A 469-nucleotide genomic window follows, 5' to 3' on the forward strand; every position below is an offset into this window, starting at 1 on the left:
TCGGCGTCGGTCAATGAATTTATTTTAAGATCAATTTTATTTGATGGTTTATTACCATAGAACTGTTTCTTGAATATCCACAACAGGAAGTCTTTCTCGAAACAAATTTCGTTGATTCTTGGTGTTGATCCTGATGAGCCTCCGTCTGTTTGTTCTGGGTTAGGACTTTCGCGTAATATTTGTGTGACATAATCAATCGCTTCACTCGAATCACTTTCAGAGCCTCTAAAGAACATATATTCAGGATGAATCCAGTACAAGTCAGCATCATTTACTATTGGATGTTTTACCTTGGTGAGTTCATCCGATTCAGGTGGATAAGCTTCAATTTCTTCTTCCTCTTCGTAGAGAACTCGATATCCGATTAGGTCATCGGCGACAGATTGTAGCGTCTCGCTATTGATGCTCTCATCATCCCGGATGTAATCTCGAAGTGTAAGGCGTTCCAGCCCGCGATTTGAACCTCTAT

1 protein-coding gene is annotated in these 469 nt (G+C 40.5%); it reads right to left on the reverse strand.

What is annotated here, in order from left to right:
* Positions 1–469: hypothetical protein (locus EXE42_RS18965; RefSeq protein WP_158293775.1), on the reverse strand; the 469-nt coding region annotated here is incomplete at both ends.

Source organism: Halorubrum sp. SP3, assembly GCF_005435195.1.
GTDB lineage: Archaea > Halobacteriota > Halobacteria > Halobacteriales > Haloferacaceae > Halorubrum > Halorubrum sodomense.